The organism is Variovorax sp. efr-133-TYG-130, from assembly GCF_030208835.1.
Classification (GTDB): Bacteria; Pseudomonadota; Gammaproteobacteria; order Burkholderiales; family Burkholderiaceae_C; genus Variovorax.
This window is the reverse complement of the sequence record NZ_JARVTD010000023.1, coordinates 95290-118838: the sequence shown is the minus strand read 5'-3', so window position 1 is coordinate 118838 and position 23549 is coordinate 95290. Positions and strand designations below refer to the sequence as shown.

General features: G+C 68.6%; 22 protein-coding genes. 11 read left to right on the top strand and 11 right to left on the bottom strand.

Features of this window, described 5'->3' with window-relative positions; all coding sequences use genetic code 11:
- Positions 1–177: 177 nt before the first annotated feature.
- On the bottom strand, positions 178–519 hold the full coding sequence (locus QRN67_RS20080) for a hypothetical protein (protein WP_081265664.1): 342 nt from the start codon (positions 517–519) through the stop codon (positions 178–180).
- Between the two features lie 181 nt (positions 520–700).
- On the opposite strand from QRN67_RS20080, the gene QRN67_RS20075 reads away from it, so the two are divergent.
- Complete coding sequence (locus QRN67_RS20075; protein ID WP_285413251.1) at positions 701–2221, top strand: aminotransferase-like domain-containing protein; 1521 nt, start codon at positions 701–703, stop codon at positions 2219–2221.
- Here the strand turns inward: QRN67_RS20075 and QRN67_RS20070 are convergent.
- The 8 genes from QRN67_RS20070 to QRN67_RS20035 form a co-directional block, all read right to left on the bottom strand.
- Positions 2194–3120, bottom strand: coding sequence for an ROK family protein (locus QRN67_RS20070; RefSeq protein ID WP_285413249.1), 927 nt, complete (start codon positions 3118–3120; stop codon positions 2194–2196). The two genes, QRN67_RS20075 and QRN67_RS20070, sit on opposite strands and share 28 nt — an antisense overlap.
- 36 nt (positions 3121–3156) lie before the next feature.
- Entirely contained in the window at positions 3157–3351 is a 195-nt protein-coding gene (locus QRN67_RS20065; protein WP_056509065.1) for a DUF2905 domain-containing protein, read from the bottom strand.
- A 10-nt stretch (positions 3352–3361) separates the two neighbouring features.
- Entirely contained in the window at positions 3362–4147 is a 786-nt protein-coding gene (gene hisN / locus QRN67_RS20060) for a histidinol-phosphatase (protein ID WP_081265661.1), read from the bottom strand.
- A 93-nt stretch (positions 4148–4240) separates the two neighbouring features.
- Positions 4241–5110: an ABC transporter permease gene (locus QRN67_RS20055; protein WP_081265660.1), complete on the bottom strand. Its 870-nt coding sequence runs from the start codon at positions 5108–5110 to the stop codon at positions 4241–4243.
- A gap of 118 nt (positions 5111–5228) precedes the next feature.
- Complete coding sequence (locus QRN67_RS20050; protein ID WP_285413248.1) at positions 5229–6104, bottom strand: ABC transporter ATP-binding protein; 876 nt, start codon at positions 6102–6104, stop codon at positions 5229–5231.
- Between the two features lie 59 nt (positions 6105–6163).
- Positions 6164–7174: an ABC transporter substrate-binding protein gene (locus QRN67_RS20045; RefSeq protein WP_285413247.1), complete on the bottom strand. Its 1011-nt coding sequence runs from the start codon at positions 7172–7174 to the stop codon at positions 6164–6166.
- A 20-nt stretch (positions 7175–7194) separates the two neighbouring features.
- Positions 7195–8088, bottom strand: a complete 894-nt coding sequence (locus tag QRN67_RS20040) for a TauD/TfdA dioxygenase family protein (protein WP_285413246.1) — start codon at positions 8086–8088, stop codon at positions 7195–7197.
- A gap of 618 nt (positions 8089–8706) precedes the next feature.
- A complete protein-coding gene (locus QRN67_RS20035) occupies positions 8707–9822 on the bottom strand; it encodes a class I SAM-dependent methyltransferase (RefSeq protein WP_285413244.1) in 1116 nt (371 codons plus the stop codon).
- Between the two features lie 36 nt (positions 9823–9858).
- Here QRN67_RS20035 and QRN67_RS20030 point away from each other — a divergent pair, with 36 nt between their 5' ends.
- The 5 genes from QRN67_RS20030 (at position 9859) to QRN67_RS20010 (ending at position 13404) form a co-directional block, all read left to right on the top strand.
- Entirely contained in the window at positions 9859–10635 is a 777-nt protein-coding gene (locus QRN67_RS20030) for an SDR family oxidoreductase (protein WP_285413243.1), read from the top strand.
- Between the two features lie 11 nt (positions 10636–10646).
- Complete coding sequence (locus tag QRN67_RS20025) at positions 10647–11045, top strand: dihydroneopterin aldolase (RefSeq protein ID WP_285413242.1); 399 nt, start codon at positions 10647–10649, stop codon at positions 11043–11045.
- Positions 11046–11138: 93 nt separating this feature from the next.
- Positions 11139–12071, top strand: coding sequence for a tRNA 2-thiocytidine(32) synthetase TtcA (gene ttcA, locus QRN67_RS20020; RefSeq protein ID WP_081271430.1), 933 nt, complete (start codon positions 11139–11141; stop codon positions 12069–12071).
- 47 nt (positions 12072–12118) lie between these two features.
- Positions 12119–12739 carry a DUF4136 domain-containing protein gene (locus tag QRN67_RS20015; RefSeq protein ID WP_285413241.1) on the top strand — a complete coding sequence of 207 codons (621 nt, stop codon included), beginning with the start codon at positions 12119–12121 and terminating at the stop codon, positions 12737–12739.
- A gap of 20 nt (positions 12740–12759) precedes the next feature.
- Positions 12760–13404 carry a histidine phosphatase family protein gene (locus QRN67_RS20010; protein WP_106935671.1) on the top strand — a complete coding sequence of 215 codons (645 nt, stop codon included), beginning with the start codon at positions 12760–12762 and terminating at the stop codon, positions 13402–13404.
- 13 nt (positions 13405–13417) lie between these two features.
- On the opposite strand, the gene QRN67_RS20005 is transcribed toward QRN67_RS20010, so the two are convergent.
- Together QRN67_RS20005 and QRN67_RS20000 are read right to left on the bottom strand one after the other, a co-directional pair.
- The gene (locus QRN67_RS20005; RefSeq protein ID WP_285413240.1) at positions 13418–16588 is read right to left on the bottom strand and encodes an efflux RND transporter permease subunit; all 3171 of its coding nucleotides are present in this window, start codon (positions 16586–16588) and stop codon (positions 13418–13420) included.
- Positions 16589–16643: 55 nt separating this feature from the next.
- Positions 16644–17837, bottom strand: coding sequence for an efflux RND transporter periplasmic adaptor subunit (locus QRN67_RS20000; protein WP_285413308.1), 1194 nt, complete (start codon positions 17835–17837; stop codon positions 16644–16646).
- Between the two features lie 253 nt (positions 17838–18090).
- Here QRN67_RS20000 and QRN67_RS19995 point away from each other — a divergent pair, with 253 nt between their 5' ends.
- The 5 genes from QRN67_RS19995 (at position 18091) to QRN67_RS19975 (ending at position 23530) form a co-directional block, all read left to right on the top strand.
- On the top strand, positions 18091–18549 hold the full coding sequence (locus QRN67_RS19995) for a hypothetical protein (protein WP_081271435.1): 459 nt from the start codon (positions 18091–18093) through the stop codon (positions 18547–18549).
- A gap of 97 nt (positions 18550–18646) precedes the next feature.
- Positions 18647–20008: a tRNA (N6-isopentenyl adenosine(37)-C2)-methylthiotransferase MiaB gene (gene miaB, locus QRN67_RS19990; RefSeq protein ID WP_285413239.1), complete on the top strand. Its 1362-nt coding sequence runs from the start codon at positions 18647–18649 to the stop codon at positions 20006–20008.
- A complete protein-coding gene (locus tag QRN67_RS19985) occupies positions 20008–21435 on the top strand; it encodes a sensor histidine kinase (RefSeq protein ID WP_081271437.1) in 1428 nt (475 codons plus the stop codon). Before miaB ends, QRN67_RS19985 begins: the two co-directional genes overlap by 1 nt.
- Positions 21436–21491: 56 nt before the next feature.
- Complete coding sequence (locus tag QRN67_RS19980) at positions 21492–22145, top strand: hypothetical protein (RefSeq protein WP_081271438.1); 654 nt, start codon at positions 21492–21494, stop codon at positions 22143–22145.
- Entirely contained in the window at positions 22142–23530 is a 1389-nt protein-coding gene (locus QRN67_RS19975; RefSeq protein ID WP_081271439.1) for a sigma 54-interacting transcriptional regulator, read from the top strand. The genes QRN67_RS19980 and QRN67_RS19975 overlap by 4 nt, the downstream gene beginning before the upstream one ends.
- Positions 23531–23549 lie beyond the last annotated feature (19 nt).

Genomic DNA, 23549 nt, shown 5'->3' with positions numbered 1-23549 from the left:
GCGAGCTCGCGCCGACGGTGTACCTTGCTCCGCGAATGTCCCCCGCGGCTGCGCCGCTCCTCCTTTATTTCGCTGCGCAAGGCACCCCGCCGGCGCGATCGTTCGGAGCACTGCTTGATCGGCCGAGAACCGGCAGCGTGGCCTGTGCACGCGCCATGAAGGACAGTCGCCCCAGCCTCACCAGCCCGTCAGCAGGCGCATCAGCCGCATCACGGGCCGCAGTTCCGGATCGGCCTGCGCGGGCACATGCGGCTGGTACGGCGCGTGAATGCGCAGCGACACGGGTGCGTGCAGCGCCGTCACCTCGATCCAGCCGCCGCGGTCCAGCCGGTGGACATCGCCTTCGTCCAGCGCGGCTTCCGTCATGAACAGCGATTCGCCGAACCAGCTCGGGGGCGACACCAACCGCACCCGGCCCTCGGCCACTTGCAGCGACGTGCCGGCATCGACGGCGGTGCGCAGGGACTGGCCCGGCTCGAGGGTGACCAAGGCGGGGGCTGAAGAGAGCGTGGTGATCATGGCGTGCCTTTGAAAAAAGCGGTGGTCGGGCACTGATCGTAGGAATTCGGCTGCCCAAAAAACAGGCACACGCACCGGCTATTGCGGCCATAACAGCCGACGTCCGGGCGCATCTGTTATGGTGGTTTTCCCGAGCAACTGCATCTGTTTTCCAGTGCCCGATCGGTGGAACATCTGCCCCATGGACTCGCTACCGCTCTACCGCCAGCTTGCCGCCCACTACGTGGACGCGATCCACACCGGCTCGCTCAAGCAGGGCGACAAGCTGCCGTCGCTGCGCAGCCTCATGCGGCTGCACGACATCAGCCTGTCGACCGCGCTGCAGGTCTGCCGCGCGATGGAAAGCGACGGCTGGGTCGAGGCGCGCGACCGTTCGGGCTACTTCGTGCGGCGGCCGCAGCGCATGGCCATCGCGCCCATGGAAGAGCCGGTGGCCGACGTGCCGCCAGACCCCGCGCGGTTCGTCAGCATGCGCGAGCGCATGGCCAACTTCATGGCGCGCGGGCGGCACACGGGCGTGAAGCTCAACTTCGCCATCGCCCGCGCGGCCCCCGAGCTGTACCCGGCCGAAGCGCTGCGCAATTCGATGACGCGCGCGCTGCGCCAACGGCCCGAGCTGCTGACCACCGCCTCGTCGCAGAAGGGCCACCTGCAGTTCCGCGAAGCCGTGGCGCAGCGCAACCTGCGCATCGGCATGACGGTGGCGCCCGACGAGGTGCTGGTCACCAACGGCTGCATCGAGGCGCTGAACCTCGCGCTGCGCGCCATCGCCAAACCGGGCGACACGGTGGCCGTGGAGTCGCCCACCTTCTACGGCCTGCTGCAGGTGCTGGAGAGCCTGGGCATGCGCGCGCTCGAGATCCCGACCAGCCCGCAGACCGGCATCTCCATCGAGGCGCTGGAGCTGGCCATCCAGACCTACGACGACATCAAGGCCGTGGTGGTGGTGCCGCACCTGCAGAACCCCATCGGCAGCGTGATGCCCGACGCCCACAAGCAGCGGCTGGTGCACCTGTGCGAGAGCCACGGCATCGCGCTGGTCGAGGACGACACCTACAGCGACCTGGTCGAGAGCGACACGCCGCTGCGCGCGCTGAAATCATGGGACCGCACCGGCAACGTGATCTATTGCGCCTCGCTGCACAAGGTGCTGGCACCCGGACTGCGGCTGGGCTGGATCACCGCCGGGCGCTGGCATGCGCAGGTGGAAATGCTCAAGTACGCGCAGACCCGCAACAACGAGGCGCTGGCGCAGATAGCGGCGGGCGAGTTCATCGCGGGCGGCGCCTACGACCGCCACCTGCGCCGGCTGCGCGAGCGGCTGCACGTGCAGCGCGACCAGACGGCGGACGCCATCGCCCGGTATTTTCCGCAGGGCACGCGGCTGAACCTGCCGCGCGGCGGGCTGCAGCTGTGGGTGGAACTGCCGCAGCGGCTGTCGTCGGTCTCGGTGTTCGATGCGGCGCTGCGCGAGCACATGCTGGTGGCGCCGGGCGCGCAGTTCTCGAACTCGCCGCGCTTCGACCACTACCTGCGCATCAACTGCGGCTGGCCGTATTCGGACGCGGTCGATGCCGGGCTGCGCCGGCTGGGTGCCATCGTGGCCGAGGGCTGCGGCGTGGCGCCGCCGGCCACGGCCGAGCGGCGCAAGACGCCTTCTTCCCCGGCTCAGTCTCAGTCGAGCAGCGCCAGGGCCGCGTAGTCGCCGACCTTGTCGCCGAGGCCGGCGGGCACCAGCAGCACGCCGCGCGTGAGCGGCAGCAGCCTGCCGTCGATCTGCGCCTGCAGGCGCGGCAGCACGAAGTCGCTGTTGTGCGAGAACACGCTGCCGCCCAGGCTGATGCGCTGCAGGTCGAGCGTGATGACCATGTTGTAGAGCATGCGCCCGACGATGCGGCACAGCGCCTCGGCCGTTTCGACGGCCTTGGGCTCCCCCGCCGCGGCTGCGCTGAAAAGTTCGGCCGCCGACTGGCCGAAGCGGTGCTCGATCGAGCTGCCGCTCACCAGCGCCTCGACGTCGCCGTGGTTGCCGCAGCCGCACAGCGCGCCGCTGGCGTCGTCGACCACGAAGCTGTGGCCCGCGTGGCCGGCGTTGCCGTTCTTGCCGCGCAGCGCCCGGCCGTCCACGCACAGGCCCACGCCCACGCCGGTGCTCCAGGTGGCGTAGGCGCAGTTGTCCAGGCCCTTCAGCGCGCCCCAGTGGCGCTCGGCCTCCAGCGCAGCGACGGCGTCGTTCTCGACGCGCACGCTGCCGAAGCGCTTGACCAGCGGGGCTTCGATGATGGCGGTCATCCAGGAATTCGGCAGCCCGCGCGAGGGGCCGGCGATGCCGCCGCAGATGTTGGGAGTGGCCAGCTCGACCAGGCCGTCGCGCAGCTCGAACGGACCGGTGGACGACACGCCCACCCGGTCGACCGTGGCCGGGTCGACGCCCTGCTCCGCGCACACCTCTTCGATCATGCGGATGATCTGCACCGCCACCGCGTCGTTGTCGCCGGTCTTGGCGGTCGGCTCGCTGCGGCGGCCGACCAGCGGCTTGTCGCTCGAAGGGGAAAGGCTCACGGCCACCTTGGTGCCACCGATGTCTACGCAGGCTCTCATTGCGGGGGTCTTCTCTCTCTCAGGTCAGGGGCGCCGCTACAGCAGGCGCGCGACCAGCGCCGCGATCATGCTGAGCACCACGGTGCTCGCTATCGGCAGCTGCCACTCGCGGCCGAAGGCGCGAAACTCGAAATCGCCGGGCAGCCGCCCGAACCCGAAGCGGCGCAGCCAGGCGGTCAGGCCGCTCATGAGCACCAGGGCAAGGACGACGACGATCAGCCAGCGGAACATGCCGGACAGTCTAGGCCGAGAGCAGGGCCATCGCTTGTCGGTGAAGTTCGGGCGTTGCGGCGGCAATGACCCTTCCGTCGGACTTCAGGCCCAGCGGCTGGCCCTGCCAGTCGGTGATGACGCCGCCCGCCGCCTCGATCAGCCCGGCCGGGCCGAGGTAGTCGTAGGGCTGCAGGCCGGTCTCGACCACCAGGTCGATGGTGCCGCCCGCCAGCTGGGCGTAGCCGTAGCAGTCGCCGCCGAAGCGGCGCATCGCGCACTGGCGGCTGAGCCTGTCGAAGGCCGCCCAGTCGGCGGGCGCGAAGATGTCGGGCGATGTGGTGACGATGCGGGCCTTGGCCACTTCGGTGCAGTTGCTCGCGCGCACCGGCTGGCCGTCGCGCGTGGCGCCCTTGCCGCTGCCGTCGTTGCGGCCGATCCAGCGTTCCTTGAGCACCGGCATGTCGACCATGCCGAACACCACGCGCCCGCCCTGCAGCACGCCGATCAGCGTGCCCCACAGCGGCGAGCCGGTGATGAAGCTGCGGGTGCCGTCGATCGGGTCGAGCACCCAGACGCGTTCGGCCTCGAGCCGCTCGGGGCCGTGTTCCTCGCCGTAGATGCCGTCGGCCGGCACGCGGGCACCGAGGATCTGGCGCATCGCCGTCTCGGCGGCGCGGTCGGCCAGCGTGACGGGGCTTTCGTCGGCCTTGGTGATGATGTCCAGCGGGGTGCGGAAGTAATGCATCGACTGGGCGGCGGCGGCATCGGCCAGCGCTTCGGCGATCGGCGAGAGGTCGGAAGAGGAAGAACTCATGGGAGAGGAGGAAACGCGTGCCAAAACCTGCGATTAGACCCGAGCCGGGGCCGCTTTGGCACGCCGGGGGCCGGCGCCTGAATCCACCGACTGCTAGCGCTGCTGGCCCCAGCGGCGCACCGTCAGCCGCTCCAGCGTCTTGAAGCCGAGGCTCTCCACCAGCAGCCCGATGAGCACCACCATCGCCAGGCCCGCGAACACGCGGTCGGTATAGAGCTCGTTGCGGTTCTGGAAGATGTACCAGCCCAGGCCGCCCTTGCCCGACGAGGCGCCGAACACCAGCTCGGCCGCGATCAGCGTGCGCCAGGCGAATGCCCAGCCGATCTTCAGCCCCGACAGGATCGACGGCAGCGCGGCCGGCACCAGGATCTGCAGCACGTAGCGAAGGCCCTTCAGCCCGTAGTTGCGCCCGGCCATGCGCAGGGTTTCGGGCACGCCCTGGAAGCCCGCATAGGTATTGAGCGCCAGCGGCCACAGCACCGAATGGATCAGCACGAACACCAGGCTGCCCCGGCCCAGCCCGAACCACAGCAGCGCCAGCGGCAGCAGCGCGATGGCGGGCAGCGGGTTGAACATGGACGTGAGCGTGTCCAGCAGGTCGCGGCCGACCTGCGTCGACACGGCCAGCGTGGTGAGCGCAAAGGCCAGCAGCACGCCGGCCAGGTAGCCCTGCAGCAGCACCGCGAGCGAGATGCGCACCTTCTCGATCAGCTCGCCGCTGGCCAGCCCCTCGAACAGCGCGCGCGCCGTGGCGGTGAAGGTGGGCAGCAGCAGGTCGTTGTCCTGCCAGCGGGCGGCCAGCTCCCAAAGCACGGCGATGGCGACGAGGATCAGCCCCTTGCGCAGCCAGGCCTGCGACCAGATGCGCGTGCCCAGCGGCAGCGTGCGTTCGACCGGCAGTTCGGTGAAGGGCTCGAGCGTGCGCTCGTACTCGGGGCGGATGGGAGGCGTGAGAGTGCTCATGTATTGCTCCTTCCTCCTTCGGGGGAAGGTCGGGATGGGGGCAGGCGGGGCGCGCGATGGATACGCTGCTTGCCCCCACCCCTGCCCTCCCCCGGAAGGGGAGGGAGAAAGACCGGGATCATGGCGCGGCCACCGCTTGCTGCTCTTCCTCGAAAAGCATGTCGTGGATGCGCTGCGCCGTGCCCTGGAATTCGGCGCTGCCCAGGCTGTCGAGCGAGAAGCCGTGGCTGTTGATCTCCGCGCGCATGCGCCCCGGATGGGGCGACAGCAGCGCGATGCGGTTGCCCACCACCAGCGCCTCCTCGATCGAATGGGTGACGAACAGCAGCGTGAAGCGCACCTCGTCCCACAGTTCGAGCAGCTCCTGCTGCATCCTGCGGCGCGTGAGCGCGTCGAGCGCGGCGAAGGGCTCGTCCATCAACAGCACGCGCGGCTGCATCGCCAGCGCACGCGCAATCGCCACGCGCTGCTTCATGCCGCCCGACAGCTGGTGCGGATGCACGTCGGCGAACTTCGACAGGCCCACCTTGTCGAGGTAGTGCAAAGCGCGCTCGGCCGCTTCCTTCTTGCCGAGCGTGCGCGAGGCGAGCAGCGGGAACATCACGTTCTGCTTGACCGTCTTCCACGGCGGCAGCTGGTCGAACTCCTGGAACACGACGATGCGGTCAGGGCCGGGCTGCGTCACGCGCTGGTCTTCGAGGCGGATCTCGCCTTCGACCGGTGCAATGAAGCCGGCCACGGCCTTCAGCAGCGTGGACTTGCCGCAGCCCGATGGGCCGAGCAGCACGAAGCGGTCGGCGGCATGGACGTCGAAGCTCACGCGGTGCGTGGCGCGCACCACGCGCTCGGGGGTGCGGTATTCGAGGCTGACGTTGTCGACCTGGAGCAAGGGAGCGAAGTCTTCCTGCTCCCGGTCTTGCTCCCTCCCCTCCCGGGGGAGCGCTGGGGTGGGGGCAGACAGCGCCTGCTTCGCCACCGCCCTGCCCACCCCCATCCCTGCCTTCCCCCAGAGGGGGAAGGAGTCAAACCCCGAACGCGCCTTCGCCGTGCCCATCAGTTCCCCGAAACGTTTTGCGCATCGTCGAAGAAGTAATCCTTCACCGAGGCCGGCTTGTTCCTGATCGCGCCCACCCGGTGCATGAACTCCGCCAGCGGATAGGTGTTCTGCGGCGTGGTCTTGAACTGCACCTCGGGGTTCTTGATGATCTTCAGCAGCAGCTCGCGGTCGAGCTTGGCGTTGCTCACCTTCAGGTAGATGTCCGCCGCCTTCTCCGGATTGGCGGTGACGAACTTCGCGGCCTCGTCGAGCGCGTCGACGAAAGCCTTGTAGGTCTTCGGGTTCTCGCTGCGGAATTTCTCGGTCGCATAGAGCACCGTGGCCGACGAAGGACCGCCCAGCACCTGGTACGAGTTGAGCACGATGCGCGCATTCGGATTGCCCGCCAGCTCCTGTTCCTGGAACGGCGGATTGCCGAAGTGGCCCGTGATCTCGGTGCCGCCCTTGATGATGGCCGCCGCCGCGTCGGGGTGCGGCACCGCCACGCTGATCTTGTCGAGCCGGTTGAATTCCTTGTCGCCCCACAGCTTGGCAGACGCGAACTGCAGCACGCGCGACTGCACCGACACGCCCACCGCGGGCAGCGCGATGCGGTCCTTGTCGGTGAAGTCGGCGATCGACTTCACGTTCGGATTGTTGGTCACCAGGTAGTACGGGAAGTTGCCCAGCGAGGCCACGCCCTTCACGTTCTGCTTGCCCTTGGTGCGGTCCCACAGCGTGAGCAGCGGCCCCACGCCGGCGCCGGCGATCTCGATGTTGCCGGACAGCAGCGCGTCGTTCACCGCCGAGCCGCCCGAGAGCTTGACCCATTCGACCTTGGCGTCCACACCGGCCGCCTTGGCGTGCTTCTCGATGAGCTTCTGATCCTGCGCCACGTTGAGCAGCAGGTAAACGATGCCGAACTGCTCGGCGATGCGGATCTGGCCCTCGGCATGCGCGGCCAGGCTGCCGGCCAGGAGACTGAGGCCGGCGGCGAGCGCGGCGGCTTTGCGGGTGAAGCGGTTCATTGACTGTGGTCCCGGAAGAATCAGAAAGGCGTGTCGCCGACAATGGTGGTGCGGTTGAGGCGGCGGCGCAGGTGGTCCGGCGTGCCGGCTGCGAGGTGCATCAGCGAGCGGTTGTCCCAGAACACGAGGTCGTGCGGAGCCCACTGGTGGCGGTACACGAACTCGGGCTTCACGCTGTGCGCAAACAGCTCGGCCAGCAGTGCGTCGCTTTCGTCCTGCGGCAGGCCGACGATGCGCGTCGTGAAATGCTCGCTGACGAACAGCGCCTTGCGGCCGGTTTCCGGGTGCGTGCGCACCACGGGCTGCACGGCGGGCGCGACCTGATCGATCTGTTCTTGCGAGAGCTTGGGCCGCCACGGGTTCTTTGCGCGCAGCTCTTCGTACTTGGCGAGGTAGCTGTGCTCGGCCTTGAGCGGCAGGATGCGCCGCTGCAGCTCGGGGCTCAGCGCTTCCCAGGCCAGATGCTGGTCGGCGAACAGCGTGTCGCCGCCCTCGCTGGGCAGCTCCTGCGCATGCAGCAGCGAACCGAGGCTGGGCTTGGGCTTGTACGAGATGTCCGAATGCCAGTAGACCCCCGCGTCGCCCAGGCCGATGGGCTCGCCGTTCTCCTTGATGTTGGAGACGATCAGGATCTCCGGGTGGTTCTTCAGCTGGAACTGATGGAGCACGTGGATTTCGAGCGGGCCGAAGCGGCGGCTGAAATCGATGTGCCGCTGCGGGGTGATCTGCTGGTTGCGGAACACGACCACATGGTGATCCAGGTGCGCGCGGTGGATGCGCGCGAAGTCTTCGGCGTTGATCGGCTTCGAGATGTCGAGGCCGACGATTTCGGCGCCTACGGGGGCGTCGAAGGGGCGCACTTTGAAGTGCTGGGCGGCGGCTTCTGGCACGCGGCTGGACAGGACGGCAGTCATGTCTGCCAATGTAGGGGGCGGGGTGGTATTCCCAAACGAACTCTTCGTTGATAGCTTATGACTTTGGAATTTTGAGGTTGAGGGTTTGGTTGTTTTCCGGGGCCGGGTCTCGGCCCGGCGGCCGACCTACTTTTCTTTGCTTCGCCAAAGAAACGTAGGCAAAAGAAAGGCGACCCTGCTGTCTGCGTCCCTTCGCTTCGCTACGGGCAACCTGCGGTGCTCGACTCCGGCGGGGGCCGCAGAACTCGCTTCGCTCAAACAGCTGCGGCCCTGATCCCGCCTACGTCTGCGCTCCTCGGCGCAGCCAGAAGGGATTGGGAAACCAAACGCGCCATCGCTGCGCTCGGCGCGGGCCGAGCGAAGCAAAGGCCCGGCCAGTTTCCCCTCCCCTCTGGCTGCGCCGAGGAGCGGAGCGTTTCGCGGATCAGGGCTCGCAGCTGTTTGAGCGAAGCGAGTTCTGCGAGACCCCGCGAAACGCGAGCACCGCAGGTTGCCCGTAGCGAAGCGAAGGGACGCAGACAGCGGGGTCGCCTTTTCTTTGCTTACTTTCTTTTGGCGAAGCAAAAGAAAGTGAGTCGCCCGCCGGGGCGAGACCCGGCCCCGGGAAGCAAGCAACTCTCAAAGCGTATGGCTTCGATCCCCCTCAACAAACCCCATCGCCTCCCAAGCCTCCCCCACGGCAAACCCGACAACCTTGAACAACTCCCCCATCTCATGCTCATGGATCAGCCGCGCAGCCATAGCCCGCTCGGCAGTGCTACCAAGTTCCATCCTCCCCAGCAACCCGCAGTTCAACAGAAACCGCGCCTGGCTCGCATAGCCCAGCACCTCAAGCCCCGCATCCTGCCCGGCAAGCGCAATCCCCGTGAAGTCCACATGCGCGGTGATGTCCTTGTAGCCCACGTCGGACAGCGGATCACCATCGGCCTGGTGCGCGCGGTGACACATCACCGTGCCCATGTGGCGTTGCGGGTGGTAGTACTCGGCCTCGGGGAAGCCGTAGTCGATGAGGAAGGCCGCGCCTCTCTTCAGACGGTCCGCCAGCGTCGCGATGAAGGCCCTGGCCTGGGGATGGATCTCGGTGAGGTAGTCGTGCTCGCCGGGCACGTCGCCCGGCGGCCGCAGCTCGGTCGGGCGGTCCGCCCAGGCCCAGCCGTCGTCCTGCGCGTTGCGCACCACGCCGCGCTCGAACCACTGGCCCCCCACGCGTGCCAGCAGTTGCACCGGCATCGCGTCGAGCACTTCGTTGCCGACGACCACGCCCTCCATCGACTCGGGCAGTTCATTGAGCCACTCGACGCGGTCCGCATAGCGCACCAGCGCCTGCTGCTGCCGCTCGCGCAGGGTGCCGGACAGGTCGACGATGCGGTAGCGCACGTCGGTGCGCCCCATTTCGTCGAGTGCATGCAGCAGTTGCACGGCCAGCGCGCCGGAGCCCGCGCCGAATTCCCAGACCGTGGAGGTGCCGGTCTTCTCCAGCGCCTCGGCCACCTGCGCGGCCAGCGTCTGGCCGAACATCGGCGTGAGTTCGGGCGCGGTCACGAAGTCGCTGCCAGAAGAAGGCATGTGGCCGAACTTGGCGGAGCTGTTGGCGTAGTAGCCGAGGCCGGGTGCGTACAGGGCCAGCGCCATGAAGCGGTCGAACCCGATCCAGCCGCCCGCGCGTTCGACGGAACGCGCGATGAGGTGATCGAGGGCGGTGGGTAAACTGCTGGGGGTTGTCTTTGTCGTCACGGCGCCATTGTCTCTCTCCTCCCATTTCCCCTCCGCATGAGCACCGCATCCTCCTCCCCCGCCCGCCGAACCGTTCTCGTCACGGGTGCCGGCCGCAGGCTGGGCCGCGACATCGCACTGGCGCTCGCCGCCGGCGGCTGGCAGGTGGCGGTGCACTACCGCAACTCGCGCGCCGAAGCCGAGCAGACGGTGGCCGACTGCGCAGCGCTTTCGGGCGACTCGGCCCTCTTCGCCGCCGACCTCGAGGACGAGGCCGCCACGCGCGCCCTGCTGCCCCGCGTGGTCGCGCGCTTTCGCAGCGTCGACGCGGTGGTGCACAGCGCCGCGCTGTTCGAGCACGACGAGGCCGCCACCTTCAGCTACGCGCTCATGGAGCGCCATGCGCGCAGCAACACCGGCGCGGCCATCCTGCTGGCGCAGACGCTGAACGAACACGTGAGCGCGCGCGATGCGCAAGGCGCGGTGGTCCACATGCTCGACCAGAAACTCTGGAACCCGAACCCCGACTTCCTGAGCTACACGCTCTCGAAGGCCGCGCTGGAAGCCGCCACGCCGATGCTGGCGCTGGCGCTGGCGCCGCGCGTGCGCGTGGTGGGCGTGGCGCCCGGCCTCACGCTGGCGAGCCACATGCTCGACGACGACAAGTTCGCGCAGCTGCACAAGCTGTCGCCGCTGGGCCGCTCCTCCACCCCGGCCGACGTGAGCGCCACGGTGAAGTTCGCACTGGAAAACAGCTCCATCACCGGCACCACCCTGCTGGTGGACGGCGGCCAGCACCTGATGAAATTCGAGCGCGATTTCTCGCTCATGTGAGCACCACCACCATGTCCACCGCATCTTCCCAGCCCGCGGCCGCGCCCACGCAGGGCCGCCAGACACTCACCCTCCAGGGCCTGCGCTTCGACGCCAACCTGGGCATCCTCGACCACGAGAAGACGGCACCGCAGCCGATCCTGGTCGATGCCGAACTCAGCCTCGGCCCGCAGCCGCTGCTGCCGCAGGACGACGACATCTTCCACGTGCTCGACTACCGCAAGGTGCGCCGCATCATCATCGACGAGTGCACCGCCGAGCACGTCAACCTGCTCGAAAGCCTGATCGGCAAGCTGGTGCAGCGGCTGCTGCAGCTGCCCGGCGTGGTGGGCGTGCGCGTGAAGATCGCCAAGCTCGAAATCTTCGACGACTGCGAAGTCGCGATCCGCATGGAAGCCGGCCAGTGGTAGCGGGAAGAACCACGGCTTTTCCCGCCGCGTAGCGCGTGGCATGGGGATCTGGGACAATCACCCCCTCCCCCGACTCCCCGAAGTAGCCTGCCCATGAACGCCGTCTGGATCGACGAGGCGCCCGCCGCCGCCGACGCCACTGCCAATTCCCTCAAGATCGAACGCGAGACGCACAAGCTCGAAAAGCGCCTGTGCCGCCAGGTCGGGCAGGCCATCGTCGACTACAACATGATCGAGGAGGGCGACAAGGTCATGGTGTGCGTCTCGGGCGGAAAGGACAGCTACGCGCTGCTCGACATCCTGCTCAAGCTGAAGGCGCGCGCGCCCATTCACTTCGACATCGTGGCGGTCAACCTCGACCAGAAGCAGCCCGGCTTTCCCGAAGAAGTGCTGCCCAGGTACCTGAGCGAGCTGGGCGTGGACTTCCACATCGAGAACCAGGACACCTACAGCATCGTCAAGCGCGTCATTCCCGAGGGCAAGACCACCTGCGGCCTGTGCAGCCGGCTGCGCCGCGGCATCCTGTACCGCGTGGCCGACGAGCTGGGCGCCACCAAGGTCGCGCTGGGCCACCACCGCGACGACATGCTGCAGACCTTCTTCCTCAACATGTTCTTCGCCGGCAAGCTCAAGAGCATGCCGCCCAAGCTGGTGAGCGACGACGGCAAGCACGTCGTGATCCGCCCGCTGGCCTACGTGGCCGAGAAAGACACCGTGCGCTGGGCCCAGCACCGCGAGTTCCCGATCATTCCTTGCACGCTGTGCGGCAGCCAGGAAAACCTGCAGCGCAAGCAGGTCGGCGAAATGCTGCGCGAGTGGGACAAGAAGTACCCCGGCCGCGTCGAGAACATGTTCACCGCACTGCAGAACGTGGTGCCTTCGCACCTGCTCGACGGAACACGGCACGATTTCAAGGGTCTCAAGGCGACCGGCGTGGCGGATGACGACGGCGACAAGGCCTTCGACACGCCTTCCTTCGACTTGCTCTCCCAGGCACCCTCAGCACTGCGCATCGTCCAGGGCTGATTCGGGCAACCCAGGGGAATTTTGGGCAGCCTTGCCCGGAGACCCTCATGAAACGTGCGCTTTCAGCTCTTCTTCTCATAGCAAGCCTGACCGGCTGCGCCACCTCCTGGGTGGTCGACAGCGATGTGAAGAGCTTCTCATCCCTCGGCCCGGTGCCACCCGGCGCCACCTACCGCTTCGACCGCCTGCCCTCGCAGCAGGCCGATGGCGCCCGGCAGGATTCGCTCGAAGCCATGGCAGCCGCCGCGCTCGACAAGGTCGGCCTGCGCCGCGACGACACCCATCCCCAGTACAACGCGCAGATCGGCGCCCGCGTGACGGCCGGCCTCTCGCCCTGGGCCGACCCCTGGCTCTACGACGGCCCCTGGGGCTACGGCTGGGGTGGCGGCTACGGCTACTACGGGCGCCGCTGGTACGGCGGCGGCTGGTACGGCGGGCCGGTGTTCGCCCAGCCGTCGAACCCCTGGTACGAGCGCGAAGTCAGCATCGTGCTGCGCGAGGCCGGCTCCAACCGCGTGGTCTACGAGACCCGCGCGCGCAACGACGGCCCCTACAGCTCGAGCGCGGCCGTGCTGCCCGTGATGTTCCAGGCCGCGCTACAGGGCTTCCCGAACCCGCCGCAGGGGGAGCGCCGGGTGAACATCGAACTGCCGACGGCTCGAAAGTAGCGCCTTCTAGAATCCCGCGGATGGAAGAAGCCACCCGTCTGATCGCCGTTCGCCACGGCGAAACCGCCTGGAACGTCGACACCCGCATCCAGGGCCACATCGACATCGGGCTCAACGCCACAGGGCTCTGGCAGGCGCAGCGTGCAGGTGCGGCGCTGGCCGACGAGCCCATCGGCGTCGTCTACGCCAGCGACCTGTCGCGCGCCTGGCAGACCGCCCAGGCCATCGCCGAGCCCCACGGCCTGGCCGTGCAGCCCGAGCCGCGCCTGCGCGAGCGGGCCTTCGGGAACATGGAAGGCCTGAGCTTTGCCGAGATCGAGGCCACGCTGCCCGCGCAGGCCAAGCGCTGGCGCGAGCGCGACCCCGAATTCGAGCCCGAGGGGGGCGAGAGCCTGCTGACGTTCCGCGACCGCGTGACCGGCGTGGCCGCCGAGCTGGCGGCGCGCCATCCGGGCGAACTGGTCGTGCTGGTGGCGCACGGCGGCGTGATGGACGTGCTCTACCGCGCCGCCACCCGCCAGGGGCTGCAGGCGCCGCGCACCTGGCAGCTGGGCAACGCCGCCATCAACCGCATGCTGTGGACGCCGGAAGGCTTCAGCCTCGTGGGCTGGAGCGACACCACCCACCTCGCGGTGGGCGACACGCTCGACGAAACCACGACCTGAGCGGGCGCGCGCCTCAGGCGTGCGAGGCCGCCGAATGGCCTGGCGCGCCGCCGGCTTCGGCCTTGGCCTCGCCCGGCAGATCGACCATCGGCCCGGTGCCGCTGTAGCGGTCCAGCGCCAGGTAGATGGCCGGCGTGATGTACAGCGTGATCACCTGCGAGAAGATCAGCCCGCCCACCACCGCCACGCCCAGCGGCTGGCGCAGTTCGGCGCCGGCGCCCAGGCCCAGCGCGAGCGGCAGCGCGCCCATCAGCGCGGCCAGCGTGGTCATCAGGATCGGGCGAAAGCGCAGCCGGCAGGCTTCGCGGATCGCCTCCACCGGGCTCAGGCCTTCGGTGCGCTGCGCGTCGAGCGCGAAGTCGATCAGCATGATGGCGTTCTTCTTCACGATGCCGATCAGCAGCAGGATGCCGATGGTGGCGATCAGCGTCAGGTCGAAGCCGAAGATCTTCAGCGAAATCAGCGCGCCCACCGCCGCCGAGGGCAGCCCCGCCAGGATGGTGATCGGGTGGATGTAGCTCTCGTACAGCACGCCCAGCAGCACGTAGATGACCAGCACCGCCAACACCAGCAGCACCGCCTGGCTCGACTGCGAGCTCTGGAACACCGCCGCGTCGCCGCCGTAGGTGGTGATGATCGACTGCGGCATCTTCAGCTCGTCCTTGAACTGGTCGATCTTGGCGGTCGCGTTGCCCAGCGGAACGTCGGGGCCGAGGTTGAACGACACCGTCACCGCCTGCAGCTGCCCCTGGTGGTTGACCGAGGTCGGCCCCACGGTGCGCTTCACGGTCGAGAAGGCCGACAGCGGCACCAGCTTGCCGGTGGTGCTGCGCACCGACAGGCGCGCCACGTCTTCCTCGAACTGGCGGTCGCTGTCGGCGGCCGAAAGAATCACCTGGTAGGTGTTGCTGGCGCCGTAGATGCTGCCGATCTGGCGGTCGCCGTACGCGTTGTAGAGGGCGGTGCGCAGGTCGCCCACCGCCACGCCCAGCACGCCGGCCTTGTCGCGGTCGATGTCGAGCGTGGCCTGCAGGCCTCGGTTCTGCGAGTCGCTGGTGACGTCGCGGAAGGCCGGGTCGGCGCGCATGCGCTCCATGAGCCTGGTGGCCCAGGGCACCATCTCGCCCGCGTTCACGCTCTGCAGCGTGTACTGGAAGCGCGCCTTGCTCTGCCGGCCGCCCAGGCGCAGGTTCTGCACCGGCTGCATGTAGACGGCGATGCCCGGGATCTCGCGGAAGCGCTGGCGCAGCGACTCGAGCACCTTGCCCATGGCCGGACGCTCGCCGCGCGCCTTGAGCACGGCGAACAGGCGGCCCGAGTTCTGCGTGGCCGTGGGGCCGCCCACGCCGACGAAGGAGCTGACGTAGTCGACGCTCGGGTCGGCCTGCAGCGCCTCGGCCACGCGGTCCTGCAGCGCCTTCATGGCGGTGAACGAAATGTCCTCGGCCGCCTCGGTCGTGATCTGGATCTGGCCGATGTCCTCTTCCGGGAAGAAGCCCTTGGGGATGGTCGCGAACAGCCAGCCGGTGACGACGAAGGTCAGCCCCGCCATCAGCAGCATCAGCTTGCGGTGGCCCAGCGTCCAGTCGAGCGAGCGCATGTAGCTGCCGTGCACCGAGCGGTAGCCGCGCTCGAAGGCACGGCCGATGGCGGTGCCGGGCTCGGGGTGCTCTTCCTCGTGGTCGATCGCGCCTTCCTTGCGCGGCACCTGCTTGAGGAGCCGGCTCGCAAGCATCGGCACCAGCGTGAGCGACACCACGGCGGACACCAGCACCGCCAGCGCCACCACCACCGCGAACTCGTGGAACAGCAGGCCGATGACGCCGGGCATGAAGAAGATCGGGATGAACACGGCCACCAGCGAGATCGAGATCGACACGATGGTGAAGCCCACCTCGCGCGCGCCGCGCAGCGCCGCGGCGAACGGGTCCATGCCCTTTTCGACGTAGCGCATGATGTTCTCGAGCACCACGATGGCGTCGTCCACCACCAGGCCCACGGCCAGCGTGATGCCCAGCAGCGAGATGTTGTCCAGGCTGTAGCCGAAGGCGTAGAGCAGCGCCACCGCGCCGATCAGCGAGATGGGAATGGTCGCGGCCGGAATCAGCGTGGCCACCAGCCGGTGCAGGAACAGGAAGATCACCAGCACCACCAGCGCGATGGTGCCCAGCAGCGTGAGCTGCACGTCGTGCACGGCTTCGCGGATCGACAGCGAGCGGTCGTTCACCATCTGGATCTCGACCGACTGCGGCAGCTCGGCCTTGAAGCGCGGAATGAGCGCGCGCACCGCGTCCACCACCTGCACCGTGTTGGCATTGGGCTGGCGCTGCACGGCGAGCGAAATCGAGTCTTGCCCGTTGAAGCTGCTGGCGGTCTTGACCGACTCGAAGCTGTCTTCGATGGTCGCCACTTCGTCGAGCCGCACCGGCGAGCCGTTGCGCTGGCCGACGATGAGCTTGGCGAAGTCGGCCGCCTTCATGAGCTGGCGGTTGGCCTGGATGGTGAGCGTCTGGCGCGGGCCGTCGAGGGTGCCGACCGGCGTGTTGGCGTTGGCGGAGTTCACCGCCTTGGCCAGCTCGTCGAGCGTGATGCCGCGCGCGTTGAGCAGGTCGGCATTGGCCTTGATGCGCACGGCAAAGGCCTTGCGCCCGTACACGCCCACCTGCGCCACGCCGTCGATGGTCGAGAGCGTGGGCGAGATCAGGTTCTCGGCGTAGTCGTTGAGCTCCGACGGGTTCATCGACGGCGAGATCAGCGCGATGAACAGCACCGGCGCGTCCGCCGGGTTGACCTTGCGGTACGAGGGCAGCTGCGTCAGTTCCTGCGGCAACTGGCGCTGCGCCCGCAGCAGTGCGGCCTGCACGTCGACGGCGGCGGCATCGATGTCGCGGCTGCTGACGAACTCGAGCGTGAGCGAGGTCACGCCCTGCGTGTTCACCGAGCTGATGGTCTGCAGGCCCGGGATGGTCGAGAACTGCTTTTCCAGCGGCAGCGCGACCGACGACGCCATGGTGTCCGGACTCGCGCCCGGCAGTTGCGCATTGACGTTGATGACCGGCGTGTTGTAGCTGGGCAGCGCGGCAACGGGGATGCTGAAGTACGCGAAGATGCCGATGACCACCACGGCGGCGGACAGCAGCACCGTCATCGCGGGACGACGGATGCAGAGCTCGGAGATGTTCATTTGGCAACCTCCGCGCTTCGCGCTGCGGTATTCGCCTTGGGAGCGGCCCGGCGGCTCATGCCCGTTCCTGCTTCGGCGGCTTGACGTCGGTCCCGTCCGAAGACGCGGCGCTGCCGGGCGTGACGCCCGTGGTGCCCTTGGCCGGAGACTCGGGAGCCCCAGGCGCAGCGGCCGGCGGCTTCACGTCGACGCGGACCTTGCCGCCGGGGCGCACGTTCTGGCTGCCCTCGATCACCACCTGCTCGCCGGGCTCCACGCCGCTGACGGCCACCTTCGTGCCGAAGGTGTGCAGTGTCTTCACCTTGCGGCGCGTGGCGGTCTTGGCTTCATCGACCACGTAGAGCGACGTGCCGTCGGCCAGCATCATCAGCGCCGCGGCGGGCACCACCGTGACGCCGTTGAGCGTGCGCACCGTGATGCGCGTGCCGACGAACTGCCCGGGCCACAGGCCCTGGTCGGCGTTGGCGAACACCGCCTTGGCGCGCACCGTGCCGATCAGCGGATCGACCGTGTTGTCGACGAAATCGAGCGTGCCGGCCAGCGGCTCCTTGCGGCCGGTGACGACCGCCTCGACCTTCGAGCGCGAGCGCGCGGCCTCCAACAGGTCCTGCAGGTTGCCTTCGGGCACCGGGAAGCTCACCGCGATCGGGTCGAGCTGCGTGACCGTGACCAGCGACAGCGTCGGCTGCACCAGCGTGCCCGGATAGATGTTGACGGCGCCGATGCGCCCGGCAATGGGCGCGCGCAAGGTGGCGTAGCCCAGCGCCACCTGGGCCGACTGCACGGCGGCGCGGTCGGCGGCCACGGCGGCGCGCTGCGCCTCGAGCTGCGACAGCGTGGCGTCGGCGGCGCTCTTGGCGATGAAGTTCTGCGCCACCAGGTCCTGGCTGCGCCTGTACTGGCGTTCGAGGTCGGCCAGCGTGGCCTCGTCCTTCTGCTGCTGGGCCCTGGCGCGCGCCAGGTTGGCCTGGTCGTTGCGGTCGTCGAGCGTGAAGAGCAGTTGTCCCGCCTTGACGAACTGGCCTTCCTTCACGTGCACCGCGCTCACCGTGTTCGTTACCTGCGGGCGCAGGTCGACGCTGTTGAGCGAGACCACGCTGCCGTTGACCTGCACCGTCACCGGCACGTCCTGCTTCTGCGCGGTGGCCAGCGTCACGAGCGCCGGTGCACCATTCCCGCCGCTGCCGCCGGGCGCGCCGCCGGCACCCGGGGCCTTGGCGCTCTTCGCGGCCGGCTTGTCTGCGGACATGCTCCACCAGCCGCCCGCGACGGCTACGATCAACACGCCCGCAAGGGCGACAGCGACATTTTTTTTCATGGGGTTCTTGTGCACTTTGGGCTGACAGCGACTATTGGATCAGCGGTCGTGCCGCGGTGGTCACGGGCACCGTAAAGAAATGTAAAGCAAGTCAACCCGAAGCCCGAACACCCACCTGCCGTCGACCGGTCGGACGAACACCCCCTCGTTAAAATCCCCGGTCCACAGCCTCTGGATAAACCCCATGAACCGCTGCAAGAACCCCACGAATGCTCTCACTTTCATAGCGCTCTGCGCACTCGTCGCAGGCGCTGCCGGCGTTTTCCCGCTCGCGGCCAGCGCCCAGGACGAAGTCCCCCGGCCGCAGACGCAGAACGAATCGCTGGTCGGCGGCCGCAACTTCCCCATCGGCACGCTGCGCGGCAAGTTCATGGTCACCAATGCGCCCGATGTCGAACTCGACGGCAGGCCCGACCGCCTGGGCGCCGGCGCACGCATCCGCAGCGCGCAGAACATGCTGGTCATGCCCGGCGCCATCATTGGCCAGAAGTACCTGGTCAACTACACGCGCGACGCCGCCGGGCTGCTGCGCGAGGTCTGGATCCTCACGCCCGACGAAGCCTCGGCCAGCCGCGAATCCCTGAACAAGCCGTTCTTGAACATCTGGCCGTTCACCTCGAACGACACCGTCAACACGCAATGAGCCCGGGCGGCGCGACGCTTTCTTTCTTCTTCGCGCGCCCGCACCGCCCCCGCCCCCGCCCTGCGCAAGAAGCGCGCAGGGCCACGAGAGATTTCCCATGAAAAAAGTATTCATCAAGACCTTCGGCTGCCAGATGAACGAGTACGACTCGGACAAGATGGCCGACGTGCTCAACGCCGCGCAGGGCTACGAGCCCACGCAGAACGTGGACGAGGCCGACCTCATCCTGTTCAACACCTGCTCGGTGCGCGAGAAGGCCCAGGAGAAGGTGTTCTCCGACCTCGGCCGCGTGAAGCACCTGAAGGCCAAGGGCGTGAAGATCGGCGTGGGCGGCTGCGTGGCCAGCCAGGAGGGCCAGGCCATCATCGCGCGCGCGCCGTATGTCGACATCGTGTTCGGCCCGCAGACGCTGCACCGCCTGCCCGAGATGCTGAACGACCGCGAGCGCCTGGACCGCCCGCAGGTGGACATCAGCTTCCCCGAGATCGAGAAGTTCGACCACCTGCCGCCCGCGCGCGTGGAAGGCGCCACCGCCTTCGTGTCGATCATGGAAGGCTGCTCCAAGTACTGCAGCTACTGCGTGGTGCCCTACACCCGCGGCGAGGAAGTGAACCGCCCGCTCGACGACGTGCTCGTCGAGATCGCCGGCCTGGCCGACCAGGGCGTGCGCGAGATCACACTGCTGGGCCAGAACGTGAATGCCTACCGCGGCAGGATGGGCGACACCGCCGAGATCGCCGACTTCGCGCTGCTGATCGAATACGTCGCCGAGATCCCCGGCATCGAGCGCATCCGCTACACCACCAGCCACCCCAACGAGTTCACGCCCCGCCTGATCGAGGCCTACGCCAAGGTGCCGCAGCTCGTGAGCCACCTGCACCTGCCGGTGCAGCACGGCAGCGACCGCATCCTGATGGCCATGAAGCGCGGCTACACCGCCATGGAATACAAGAGCACGATACGCAAGCTGCGCGCCATCCGGCCCGAACTTGCCCTGAGCAGCGACTTCATCGTCGGCTTCCCCGGCGAGACCGACGACGATTTCAACAAGATGATGAAGCTGATCGACGACTGCCAGTTCGATGCCAGCTTCAGCTTCATCTTCAGCCCGCGCCCCGGCACGCCGGCCGCCGCGCTGCACGACGACACGCCGCACGAGGTGAAGCTCGCGCGCCTGCACACGCTGCAGTCGGTCATCGACGCCAACGTCAAGCGCTTCGGCCAGGCGCTGGTCGGCACCACGCAGCGCGTGCTGGTGGAAGGCGCGTCGCGCAAGGACGCGAACGAACTCATGGGCCGCACCGCCTGCAACCGCGTCGTCAACTTCGAGGGCGACGCACGCCTGGTCGGCCAGATGACCGACCTGCGCATCACCCGCTCGCTGGCCTACACGCTGCGCGGCGAGGTGCTGACGAGCGAGTCGCCCATGTCCCCAGCCCACACGGCGCTCGCCCACTGATGGCGAAGCGGCCATCCATCCGGGGTTCGTTCCAGCAGCTGCTGCTGTTCGCGTTCCTGCTGATCACCGCGCTGCTGGTCGGCGTGGCGCTGCGTTCGGTGCTGCAGTACGACGCGCTGATGACGCAAAGCCGCGACGCCGCCGCCCGCGCGCTGCGCCTGTCGGGCGCGTCGCAGTCGCTGGCGGAGCGCAGCGCGGCCATGGAGCGCGCCGGGCGCCAGTCGCTGGTGCTGAACGACGCGGTGCTGCGCCGGCGCTTCGACGACGCGGCGCGCGAGGCGCACCAGGTGCTCGAGCGGCTCGAGAAGAACGGCCTGCCGCCCGCCGGCATCGAGATGTGGCGCACCCAGCTCGGCGTGATCGAGGGCCTGATGAGCGGCAGCGCCGACAGCGCCCTCGCCCGCGAAAGCACGATGGCGATGCAGTTCCGCGAGCTCGACGCGCTCAACACCAACATCGCGCAGCAGGCGCAGTTCCTGATCGAAACGCAGAACGACGCGCTGGCCCAGCGCATCGAGAACGCCCGCCGCCGGCTGATGCGCGAGGTGGTGGCCGCCAGCGTGCTGGCGGTGTCGCTGGCGCTGGCTTTCGGCATCTGGCTGGCGCGGCCTTTCAAGCGGCTGGAGCACGCCATCGTCGGCCTCGGCCAGAACCGGCTCGACGAACCCATCGACATCCGCGGCCCGGCCGACATACGGCGCGTGTCGCAGCAGCTCGAATGGCTGCGGCTGCGCCTGACCGAGCTCGACGCCGACAAGGCGCGCTTCCTGCGGCACGTGTCGCACGAGCTGAAGACGCCGCTGGCGGCGCTGCGAGAAGGCGTGTCGCTGCTGGAAGACGGCGTGACCGGGCCGCTGAACCCGGCGCAGCTCGAGGTCGCGCAGATCCTGCAGCAGAACACGGTGGCGCTGCAGGGGCAGATCGAGGCGCTGCTGCGCTTCAACGCCGCCGCCTTCGAGGCGCGCGAACTGCGCCGCGAGCGCACCGAGCTGCTGCCGCTGATCGAGGAACAGATCGAGGCGCAGCGGCTGCAATGGCAGTCGCACGGGCTGCGCGTGCGCGCCGAGGGCGAGCCGATCGCCATCACGGTGGACCGCACCAAGCTCGGCACGGCCATCGCCAACCTGCTGTCCAACGCGATCCGCTTCTCGCTGCCCGGCGGTGTGATCACGCTGGCGGTGTCGGGCACGCCGGAGGCGGTGCACATCGACGTGAACGACGCCGGCCCGGGCATCGCCGAGGGCGACCGCGACCGGATCTTCGAGCCCTTCTTCCGCGGCGAACGCCAGCCGGAGCACACGGTGAAAGGCACCGGCATCGGACTTTCCATCGTGCAGGAGTACATTGCAGCCCACGGGGGCCGCATCACCCTGCAGCCCGGCGGTCCCGGTGCTCGCTTTCGCATCGAACTGCCGCGCACGGCTTGACACCGCGGGCCCCACTCCAACACTGCCTGACCGCCCCGCGTCCTCTTTTTCGACCCATGTCTTTTTCGTTCGTCCGCAGTTCCATCTTCGCCGGGGCCATGGCCGTGCCATTCGCCCTGCTGCTGACCGCCTGCTCCACGCAACCCAAGCCGCCGCCGGAAGCCGATGCGCTGCCGCCGCCCGTGGTCCTGCCGCGCGTGATGCCGGTCGAGGCCGAACCCAAGGCGCCCGCCACGCAGCCGGCCTCGCTCTTCACACTGATGACGCAGGGGCCCGTGGCCGCCATGCTGTCGTATGCCGACAAGGTGCGCCCGCTGAACGGCGCCGACCTGAGCGCCGAGATCGCGCGCATCGGCGACCCCGGCGATTCGCCCACCACCCAGATGCAGCTGGCACTGCTGCTTTCGCAGACGCGAACGCCGGCCGACCTGGCGCGCGCCCTGGGCCTGCTGCAGCGCGTGAACGCCAACCCGTCGCCCGAGGCGCAGGCCCTGCAGCCGCTGTCGCGCGCCCTGGCCGCGCGCTACGTGGAACAGCGCCGCGTCGAGGACGACCGCGACAAGCAGGCGCAGCAGCTGCGCGACAGCCAGCGCCGCATCGACCAGTTGAACGACCGCATCGAGGCGCTGCGCGCCATCGAACGCAGCTTCGCCCGGCCCAACACCCTGCCGGCCAACCCACCTCCCAACGGAAGCAGATCCAGCCAATGAGCACTACCGGCGCCCGCCTCCTCGTGGTCGACGACGACCCGGACATGCTGCGGCTGCTCTCGATGCGGCTGAGCTCGGCGGGTTACCAGGTCACGGCCGTGACCTCGGCCGAAACCGCGCTCACCCAGCTCGAGATCGAGCATCCGCAACTGGTGCTGAGCGACGTGCGCCTGCCCGGGCGCGACGGCCTCCAGCTGTTCGACGAGATCCGCAAGCGCCATCCGTCGCTGCCCGTCATCCTGCTGACCGCGCACGGCACCATTCCCGACGCGGTCGAGGCCACGGCGCGCGGCGTGTTCACCTACCTCACCAAGCCCTACGACGGCCGCGAGCTGCTCGACAAGATCTCCCAGGCGCTGGCCCTCGGCGCGCCGACCACCACGCCGAGCAAGACCGGCGACGACAGCTGGCGCTCCGAGATCGTGAGCCGCAGCAACCGCATGGCCGAGCTGCTGGCCGAGGCGCGCATGGTGGCCAAGTCGGATGCTTCGGTGCTGCTGCGCGGCGACTCCGGCGCCGGCAAGGAACTGCTGGCGCGTGCCATCCACAAGGCCAGCGCGCGCGCCGACAAGCCTTTCGTGGCGGTCAATTGCGGCGCCATCCCCGAGGCGCTGCTCGAGTCGGAGCTGTTCGGCCACATGAAGGGCGCCTTCACCGACGCCCATGCCAACCACAAGGGCCTGTTCCAGCAGGCCGACGGCGGCACGCTGCTGCTCGACGAAATCGGGGACATGCCGCCCGCCCTGCAGGTCAAGCTGCTGCGCGTGCTGCAGGAGCGCGCGGTGCGCCCGCTGGGCGCGAGCCAGTCGATCCAGGTCGACGTGCGCATCGTCTCGGCCACCCACCGCGACCTCGACGCGGCGATGGAAGCCGGACAGTTCCGCGAAGACCTCTATTACCGCCTGAACGTGGTGACGCTCACGCTGCCGCCGCTGTCGGCGCGGCGCGAAGACATCCCGCTGCTGGCCAACCACTTCCTGCAGCGGCTGTCGACCAAGTACGGCAAGCGGCTGTCGGGCTTCGCGCCCGAGGCGCTGAAGGCGCTGACCACGGCCGCCTGGCCGGGCAACGTGCGCCAGCTGTTCAACGTGGTGGAGCAGGTGTGCGCGCTGTCGAGCTCGCCGCTGATCCCGCTGGCGCTGGTGCAGCGCGCGCTGCGCGTGCCCAGCGTCGAGGTCCAGACCTATGCCGAGGCCAAGCAGCGCTTCGAGCGCGACTACCTCGTCGGCCTGCTCAAGCTGACCGACGGCAACGTGGCCGACGCAGCCCGCCTGGCCGACCGGAATCGCACGGAGTTCTACCGGCTGTTGCAGAAGCACGAGCTCACGCCCGGGCACTTCAAGGCCGACGCTGTCGCTGGGGGTAGCGACCCTGTCGCCGAGTAGCGACGCAGCTAAGTCGTTG

What these genes read in the sequence shown, in the direction of transcription:
- QRN67_RS20045 (WP_285413247.1), bottom strand. Translation starts at nt 7,174, where the DNA reads ATGAACCGCTTCACCCGCAAAGCCGCCGCGCTCGCCGCCGGCCTCAGT.
- QRN67_RS20075 (WP_285413251.1), top strand. Translation starts at nt 701, where the DNA reads ATGGACTCGCTACCGCTCTACCGCCAGCTTGCCGCCCACTACGTGGAC.
- QRN67_RS20000 (WP_285413308.1), bottom strand. Translation starts at nt 17,837, where the DNA reads ATGTCCGCAGACAAGCCGGCCGCGAAGAGCGCCAAGGCCCCGGGTGCC.
- QRN67_RS20005 (WP_285413240.1), bottom strand. Translation starts at nt 16,588, where the DNA reads ATGAACATCTCCGAGCTCTGCATCCGTCGTCCCGCGATGACGGTGCTG.
- QRN67_RS19975 (WP_081271439.1), top strand. Translation starts at nt 22,142, where the DNA reads ATGAGCACTACCGGCGCCCGCCTCCTCGTGGTCGACGACGACCCGGAC.
- QRN67_RS20070 (WP_285413249.1), bottom strand. Translation starts at nt 3,120, where the DNA reads ATGAGAGCCTGCGTAGACATCGGTGGCACCAAGGTGGCCGTGAGCCTT.
- hisN (WP_081265661.1), bottom strand. Translation starts at nt 4,147, where the DNA reads ATGAGTTCTTCCTCTTCCGACCTCTCGCCGATCGCCGAAGCGCTGGCC.
- QRN67_RS19980 (WP_081271438.1), top strand. Translation starts at nt 21,492, where the DNA reads ATGTCTTTTTCGTTCGTCCGCAGTTCCATCTTCGCCGGGGCCATGGCC.
- QRN67_RS20080 (WP_081265664.1), bottom strand. Translation starts at nt 519, where the DNA reads ATGATCACCACGCTCTCTTCAGCCCCCGCCTTGGTCACCCTCGAGCCG.
- QRN67_RS20055 (WP_081265660.1), bottom strand. Translation starts at nt 5,110, where the DNA reads ATGAGCACTCTCACGCCTCCCATCCGCCCCGAGTACGAGCGCACGCTC.
- QRN67_RS20015 (WP_285413241.1), top strand. Translation starts at nt 12,119, where the DNA reads ATGAAACGTGCGCTTTCAGCTCTTCTTCTCATAGCAAGCCTGACCGGC.
- QRN67_RS20010 (WP_106935671.1), top strand. Translation starts at nt 12,760, where the DNA reads ATGGAAGAAGCCACCCGTCTGATCGCCGTTCGCCACGGCGAAACCGCC.
- QRN67_RS20025 (WP_285413242.1), top strand. Translation starts at nt 10,647, where the DNA reads ATGTCCACCGCATCTTCCCAGCCCGCGGCCGCGCCCACGCAGGGCCGC.
- ttcA (WP_081271430.1), top strand. Translation starts at nt 11,139, where the DNA reads ATGAACGCCGTCTGGATCGACGAGGCGCCCGCCGCCGCCGACGCCACT.
- QRN67_RS20040 (WP_285413246.1), bottom strand. Translation starts at nt 8,088, where the DNA reads ATGACTGCCGTCCTGTCCAGCCGCGTGCCAGAAGCCGCCGCCCAGCAC.
- QRN67_RS19985 (WP_081271437.1), top strand. Translation starts at nt 20,008, where the DNA reads ATGGCGAAGCGGCCATCCATCCGGGGTTCGTTCCAGCAGCTGCTGCTG.
- QRN67_RS20030 (WP_285413243.1), top strand. Translation starts at nt 9,859, where the DNA reads ATGAGCACCGCATCCTCCTCCCCCGCCCGCCGAACCGTTCTCGTCACG.
- QRN67_RS19995 (WP_081271435.1), top strand. Translation starts at nt 18,091, where the DNA reads ATGAACCGCTGCAAGAACCCCACGAATGCTCTCACTTTCATAGCGCTC.
- QRN67_RS20050 (WP_285413248.1), bottom strand. Translation starts at nt 6,104, where the DNA reads ATGGGGGTGGGCAGGGCGGTGGCGAAGCAGGCGCTGTCTGCCCCCACC.
- miaB (WP_285413239.1), top strand. Translation starts at nt 18,647, where the DNA reads ATGAAAAAAGTATTCATCAAGACCTTCGGCTGCCAGATGAACGAGTAC.
- QRN67_RS20065 (WP_056509065.1), bottom strand. Translation starts at nt 3,351, where the DNA reads ATGTTCCGCTGGCTGATCGTCGTCGTCCTTGCCCTGGTGCTCATGAGC.